At 63.3% G+C, this 6,349-nt stretch carries 4 protein-coding genes and 1 pseudogene; 1 reads left to right on the top strand and 4 read right to left on the bottom strand.

What is annotated here, in order from left to right:
• Window positions 1-81 precede the first annotated feature (81 nt).
• On the bottom strand, window positions 82-246 hold the full coding sequence (locus tag G9373_RS47035; RefSeq protein ID WP_240960934.1) for a hypothetical protein: 165 nt from the start codon (window positions 244-246) through the stop codon (window positions 82-84).
• Between G9373_RS47035 and G9373_RS36325 the strand changes: the two genes are divergently transcribed.
• The gene (locus tag G9373_RS36325; RefSeq protein WP_248949841.1) at window positions 214-918 is read left to right on the top strand and encodes an acyl-CoA thioesterase domain-containing protein; all 705 of its coding nucleotides are present in this window, start codon (window positions 214-216) and stop codon (window positions 916-918) included. The two genes, G9373_RS47035 and G9373_RS36325, sit on opposite strands and share 33 nt — an antisense overlap.
• A 616-nt stretch (window positions 919-1,534) precedes the next feature.
• Here the strand turns inward: G9373_RS36325 and G9373_RS36330 are convergent.
• The 3 genes and pseudogenes from G9373_RS36330 to G9373_RS36345 form a co-directional block, all read right to left on the bottom strand.
• Window positions 1,535-1,771: a hypothetical protein gene (locus tag G9373_RS36330; protein WP_005571572.1), complete on the bottom strand. Its 237-nt coding sequence runs from the start codon at window positions 1,769-1,771 to the stop codon at window positions 1,535-1,537.
• Between the two features lie 217 nt (window positions 1,772-1,988).
• Window positions 1,989-4,040 carry an NAD(+) synthase gene (locus G9373_RS36340; RefSeq protein WP_133986633.1) on the bottom strand — a complete coding sequence of 684 codons (2,052 nt, stop codon included), beginning with the start codon at window positions 4,038-4,040 and terminating at the stop codon, window positions 1,989-1,991.
• A 1,297-nt stretch (window positions 4,041-5,337) separates the two neighbouring features.
• Window positions 5,338-6,209, bottom strand: a pseudogene (locus G9373_RS36345) (universal stress protein).
• Window positions 6,210-6,349: the final 140 nt, after the last annotated feature.

The following is a 6,349-nucleotide window of genomic DNA, read 5'->3' on the forward strand; positions in this document are numbered from 1 at the left end:
CGAGCCGATGAGAAGCTGACGGGACCCACCGATTGCGTAGATGGCGACGACTCATCTATCCGCGGCATGGTGAATACGACCTCACTCGCCGCCCGACTGGCGCTGACTGCGGTCGCTGCGGATCGCTTCGTCGGACATCCACCAGACGGCTTCGATCAACGAGTATTCGGCGGGCATCTCCTGGCCCAGGCGCTTCTCGCGGCTACCGGCACGGTGGACGACAGCCGAATAACGAACTCGCTGCATGCATACTTCCTGCGTCCCGGACGGCCGGGGGAGTCCATCAACTATTCCGTCACCCGTATCAGGGACGGAAGATCTTTCTCGACCCGATCGGTCACCGCACACCAGGGAGCTCGGGAACTGATGACCTTCCAAGCATCCTTTACCGAGGCTCGCCCGCTGCAAGATGTGGTCTCCAAGTCCCCACCGCCGTCGCCCGATCCCGAATCGTTGTTGCCACTTCATCAGCGTCACCGGGACCCCTCGGTACCTCCGGACGGGATAAATTGGCCGACCCGCACCCGGTGGCGCACCGCATCCAGGCCGTTGGATGTGAGGTACATAGACGACGGTGACGATCCGGCGCTTCGGCGCTTCTGGTTCCGTGCCGAAGCGCTCAGGTCTACGGCATCACAAAATCTGCACCGGGCGATTGTGGCGTTTGCTTCCGATCGGTCGTTACTTCCTGTAATCGCAAATACACGTGGCGACCTTCGCCGTTCCGGCGAACAGAAGGTGGCAAGTGTGGACCACGCCTTGTGGTTTCACCAAGACGTGCACATAGGTGAATGGTTGTTGTACGTTCAGGACAGTCCACACAGCACCGCACACGGGCTAGGTACCGCACGCGGTCTGATCTACTCCGCCTCAGGGGATCTCGTCGCCACAGTCACCCAACAGGGATTTCGGCAGTGAGATGTCAATTCCAAACCGTCGTTGACAGGCCCTCGTCGACTATCGAATTCGAGGCCTCCCAATCGCACCGGTCCTCTGAAAATGATCTGTCCGATTCTCCTCGGAGACCGGATCTGCAGTCCGATCAGTACAGAATCGTCATCGAAGTGGCCCTCTTTTCGGGGCTATCGCGGTGAAGCCGGGGTCTGGTCGGTGTTCATCAGCCGATTGTTGGCGGCGCTTCTTGAAGCGGTGGCCGAAGATCTCGATATTGCGTTGATTCAGAATCTCGCTCGACCCACTGGCGATCATCACGTTGCGTGTGCGGGCTATGCAGGCGTACATCGATCCTGATCACACCCGAATGTCTGTGCCAACTGGATTCGCTTCACCGTTGGATCGGTGACGTCCTTGGCGGTCGATTGTCGGCGTGGGTGGTTGGGGATCTCGCTCTGTCGGAGGGCTGATAGCCGATTCTGCGGAACCTTGCGTCCGTTGGGGGTTCAGGCATGGCCTTGCGCGTGGTGTAGTGCACCCGCGACGTGGCCGAGTGCGAAACCTCTCTTGCCGACTGTGTTCGGTCGGATCCCGTGCTCGAACGCGCATACGCGCTGGTACACGGCCTTGTCGGAGCACCTCATACGAGTCCGTACCGTCGTCGAGTGCAATCGCTCGCCGGGTCGCCGACCCACACCACCAGGCACGGCTTGTCGTAGTTCCCGGACCGATACCACTGAATGAGGTCCTGTTTCATCGCATCCATCTCGCGGTAGTAGTCCTCGGAGGCCTCACGGAACTCCCACGAACCGAAACGCCCGCACATTGAGCGACCGGTACGGCGGAACGGGTTGCCGACCCTGGTGCGTGAGACCATCGTCGATGGAACCTTCCCTCCGAGATCGCGGCTGTCCGAACCAGAAATATGCTCTGCTGTGGGGGTTTACCGAAATACTCTGCGCGAGTCCTTCCATCTGAGCATCTGTCGATAACTCGATGTGCGGGACAGAGCGGGATCTTCGGGTTGGAGGCTTGGTCGTCGGGCTGGTCCTCGTGCCGCACGAGGCCCGCGCTCCCAGAGCGCAGCTGGGCGATCATTCCCAGTGTGTGGGGACATTGCGCTCGAGTTCGTCGAGCCAGATGCGGGCGGAGGCGTCCGAGGGCGCGCGCCAGTCTCCCCGGGGGGACAGTGATCCTCCCAGGCTGACCTTGGGACCGTTCGGCATCGCCGATCGCTTGAATTGGCTGAACCCGAAGAAACGTTCGACGAACACCGTCAGCCACTGCCGGATGTCGGGAAGTTGGTAGGCGACTCGGGTAGAGGGCGGGTATCCGGGTGGCCAGTCGCCGCCGGCTGGGTCGTGCCAGGCGTGCCAGGCGATGAAGGCAGTCTTCGAGGGGGTGAATCCGTAACGGAGTGCGTGGAAGAGGAAGAAGTCGTGGAGGTCGTAGGGTCCGATCGTGGTTTGGGTGCTTTGGGGCGGCTCACCGGGTGCGGCGGGAATCAGCTCGGGGCTGATCACGGTGTTCAGTACTCGCGCGAGGGTGTGTGACACGTCATCGGAGAATTGGTTGGTCGTCACGACCCATCGGATGAGGTGTTGTATCAGGGTCTTCGGGATTCCCGAGTTGACGTTGTAATGAGACATGTGATCGCCCACCCCGTAGGTCGACCAGCCGAGTGCGATCTCGGAGAGGTCGCCCGTGCCGAGGACGAGTCCGCCGCGTTGATTGGCGGCGCGGAACAGGTAGTCGGTGCGCAGACCCGCCTGAACGTTCTCGAAGGTGATGTCGTACAGCGGAATTCCACGGGCAAAGGGATGGCCCAGTTCGCTGAGCATGAGCCGTGCCGTCGGCGTGATGTCGATCTCGGTGAGGTCGACGCCGAGTGCCGCGCTGAGCCGGCTCGCGTTGGTGCGTGTTCGGTCGCTGGTGGCGAAGCCGGGCAGGGCGTAGGCGAGGATGTCTCGTCGTGGCCGGCCGAGGCGGTCCATCACCTTGGCGGCCACGATCAGCGCTTGGGTGGAGTCCAGGCCGCCGGAGACCCCGATCACGACCTTCGATCCCGGTCGCGCCCGCAGTCGTTGTTCGAGCCCTGCGACCTGAATGTTGTACGCCTCGTAGCAGTCTTGTTCGAGCCGGGCGGGGTCGGCGGGGACGAAGGGATATCGGCTGATTCGGCGGTGCAGGCCGATGTCCTCGGAGGGGGGATGCAACTCGAAGGTGATGCGGCGCAACGACTCGCCTCGTGCGCTGTGTTGCCGCCGGTTGTCGTCGAACGTCCCCATGCGGGTCCGCTCACTGCGCAGAAGCTGCAGGTCGATGTCGGCGACGGCGCGTTGGCGCCCCCGCGAGAACCGTTCTGCCTCTGCGAGCGGCACCCCGTTCTCGTAGATCAGGGTCTGTCCGTCCCAGGACAGGTCCGTGGTCGACTCGCCCGGACCTGCGGCGCAATAGATGTACGCGGCCAGGCAGCGGGCGGACGCTGACCGAACCAGCAGTCGGCGTTCTTCGGCCCGTCCGATTGTGACGGGACTTCCGGAGAGGTTGGCCAGCACGGTGGCACCGGCCAACGCCGCCTCGGCGCTCGGTGGAATGGGAACCCACATGTCCTCGCACACCTCGACATGAAACGTGAATCCGGGAACGTCGCCGGCTTCGAACAGCAGGTCGGGGCCGAACGGCACCTCCGTTCCGCCGAGCCGGGTCGTGCGACCGCGCAGGTCGTCCCCGGGCGCGAGCTGCCGTCGCTCGTAAAATTCACGGTAAGTGGGCAGATACGACTTCGGGACCGCACCCAGTAGGCGTCCGCGATGAATCACGGCGACAACGTTGTACGCCCGATGCCCGTGGCGTGCGGGCAGGCCGACCAGGAGGACGGGCAACAACTCCGCCGAGCCGGTTACTACCTGACCCAACGCCTGCTCGGCGGCGTCGAGCACGGTGTCCTGCATCAGAAGGTCGTCCACCGAGTAACCCGAGAGTGTCAGTTCCGGGAATACCGCCAACCCGACGCCCTCGTCATGGCAGGCGCGTGCGGCACGCAGAACGGACACCGCGTTCACCCCGGGTTGGACAATTGCCGTGGGAATGGTGCAGGCTGCCGCGCGGAGGAAACCGTGCCGATAGCTGGAGCGGAAGTTCATCGATCACCACCCTCGTCCCGCCGTGTGCGGCCGTGCACCTGCACGTATCCACGATAGGACGTGCGGACCGGATTGGAGACGATCCCGCATCGCGCAGGGGCGCGGCAGTGAGACCGAAATCGCCGAGACCACGCTGGGGTCACCAGCACCACCCACTCGTCCACCACGACCTTGCTGGTAGTCAGTTCCTCTGCGGCCGCGACGAATGCACCTGATTTCCGATACGTGTCGCCGACGAAGTTGTGTGCACTGTCGAATTTTTCTCCCGGAGCGTGTGCAATCGGCCTCCGAAACCGACAGTCGGCGAGTGCGCACAATTCATGAATGACACAGGCGGGTAGCGGGGAGCGTCCCGGCTCCCAAGCTTTCGTGTCGGTTCCGTACTCCTGTCGGTCGGGCAAGAGCTGAGCCATGACGTGGACCGACGGGTCGAGGTCAGGAACGTGCGATGGAGAGCAGTGGCTCTGGTCCGGCAGCGTAGGCGAACGATCCGAGACGCTTCCCCATACTCCCCTTACACCGCGACGGGACTGAATGACGGCGAATTGCTCTTCGTGTTTCCGCCGGCGGCGCGGCCGAGCGAGATTGTGCGGTCCCTGGTCGGCGTATCGATATGAACGTCTGACAAGTGCGGTATCAGCGTTGCCGTGACTGCAGGACGCATCGTGCCGATGCCCCCGGCTCCGTTGCGAGCCAGATGAAAAGGCTGATGGCAATTGCTGCGACGATTGCGCCGACGAGAACACCACCGGGTAGGTGGCGAATCCACGTATACGAGGGATCGGTGCACCGTCGCCGTCGGTATGCAGTGTCGGCGACAGGGTGTGGGTACTGTCTTTCGGGCATGACTGTCGGTCCGCTTCCGCTTCCATCGAGCTCCGCAATTGGCGTTAGTAGTACAACTGTGCGGTTGTTCGTCCTCCCGCCGGAAGAGTCCTAGGTCATCTCCATGCCGGATCGTACTGCCCCGCCCCTTTCATCGCATCAGATGTTTTCTCTGGTTCTGGTTTGAACCCAGCCCACGGACGGGGAACCGGTGGACCGCACATCCGATAATCTGCTATCAGCGCATGCGAGCGCATGTGTCTTTGCTCAACTCCGCGAGGGCCTCGGCTTGCCCCGGCCCGCAACAGCGTTCGGCGAGGACGATCGACTTCGCAGGAGCGCCGTCGGCGTTCGCGTCTGCGATGTTCAGTGCCGGCCCGCCATGGCTTCCGTTCGGCGACCGCAGTGACAATGTCGTTCGGCCTGACTGTGTTGTTGTTCGAGAGCGGGCATGACGGTGAAGTGTTGCCGATTAGTGGACGACGATGAGCGGACAACTGACCCAGTGGGTAAGCGTTCTGCTGGTCGATCCCAGCAACATGCCCGGGAATCCACCGCGACCACGGCGACCCACGACGAGCAGTTGCGCGGTTTCTGCGTGCTTGCGCAGATTGTGTGCCGGGCGGTCCGCGACGACCACCGGTCGAACCTTCACGTCCGGGTAATCCTGTACATGCCCTGCCAAGCTCTCGGAGAGTGCGGCGGTTTCACGCGTGCGAACGGTGTCCCATGCGAAATCGCGACTGCCGCGGACTTTGTGCAGGTCAATGTCTGACCATGCGTGTACGGCTACAAGGTCGACATTTCGGAGTGCTGCTTCTTCGAACGCGAGGTCGATCGCGGGTATGCTGCTTGCCGTCCCGTCGACCCCGACCACGACTGGACCGGGTATCTGGTGTGGCTGTACATGCGGGAGTTCGCGTACGACCGCCACGGGACAGTGGGCGTGCGCGACAGCGGCGGCGCTGACCGACCCGAGAATCAGCCGCTCGACGGGCCCATGCCGGTGAGTTCCCACAACCAGCATCCGAGCTGATTCCGACCGCGCGAGAGCAGTTCGGGTACGGGTGATCCGATGCTATGCACCGAAGTGATCTCGAGTGAGCGCCCTTGTACGACTGTCATCGCGATCGCCTTGGCTCGCGCCAGAAGCGTTTCCGCGTCCTCGTCGGCGCCCTCGAAGACCCCGGCGGGCGCCTCGATCGGGACACCGGCGGAACCGGGGCGGGCCGTGACGGACACCAGCGTCAGGGACGCGCCTCGCAGAACCGCTTCCCGCGCGGCCCATGTGACTGCAGAGAGGGCGGAATGTTCGTCGACTCCGACAACGATCGGATCGGCCATGGTGTCCTCCTCCGTGAGCGTGCGCTGGTCGCCTGATCGTGTGATCTCCCGGTGCAGCCCGACTTCACCAAGCATCCCGCAGACGATTTGGGGATGTCAGGAGTCGAAGGTCCTCGCCTGCCGGGCGGCGGGGGCGCTTC

This window comes from Rhodococcus sp. A14, assembly GCF_011603105.1.
Taxonomy (GTDB): Bacteria; Actinomycetota; Actinomycetes; order Mycobacteriales; family Mycobacteriaceae; genus Rhodococcus_F; species Rhodococcus_F opacus.

Coding starts and splice junctions, on each gene's coding strand:
- G9373_RS36340 (WP_133986633.1), bottom strand. CDS start 4,040: ATGAACTTCCGCTCCAGCTATCGGCACGGTTTCCTCCGCGCGGCAGCC.
- G9373_RS36330 (WP_005571572.1), bottom strand. CDS start 1,771: ATGGTCTCACGCACCAGGGTCGGCAACCCGTTCCGCCGTACCGGTCGC.
- G9373_RS47035 (WP_240960934.1), bottom strand. CDS start 246: ATGCAGCGAGTTCGTTATTCGGCTGTCGTCCACCGTGCCGGTAGCCGC.